The sequence below is a fragment of the Salinimicrobium oceani genome (assembly GCF_012037645.1).
The window spans coordinates 1-283 of the sequence record NZ_JAAVJR010001656.1 but is presented as its reverse complement, the minus strand read 5'-3'; the positions used below and the strand labels follow the sequence as shown (position 1 = coordinate 283).

1 protein-coding gene is annotated in these 283 nt (G+C 47.3%); it reads right to left on the bottom strand.

The genetic code is table 11. The features are described 5' to 3' along the window. A partial coding sequence (locus tag HC175_RS23490) for a hypothetical protein (RefSeq protein WP_235942742.1) occupies positions 1-255 on the bottom strand: 255 nt, incomplete at its 3' end. Positions 256-283 lie beyond the last annotated feature (28 nt).

The window sequence follows — 283 nt, the reverse complement described above, 5'->3', positions numbered from 1 at the left end:
GAACCACACCTCTGCACAAAGATCCCTGGAAGCAGTCTCAGAAAGGCCATTTTTGACACCCAGCATCAGCATCCTCACATTTCCGAAGCTTGGATTTCCTTTGATCCCGATGCGCAACTGCCCGATCTCGTAGGGATCTTCAGCCTCAACAGGCTCTCCCTCTTCATTGAAGAAATTTAGTTCTGTAGAAATATAACCGGGATCACCTATCACTTTTGCTTTTACCTCCTGAAGCAGCTTTAGAGGCAGGTTCATCCTATTCTCTTCCGGCCAGATTTCCGAA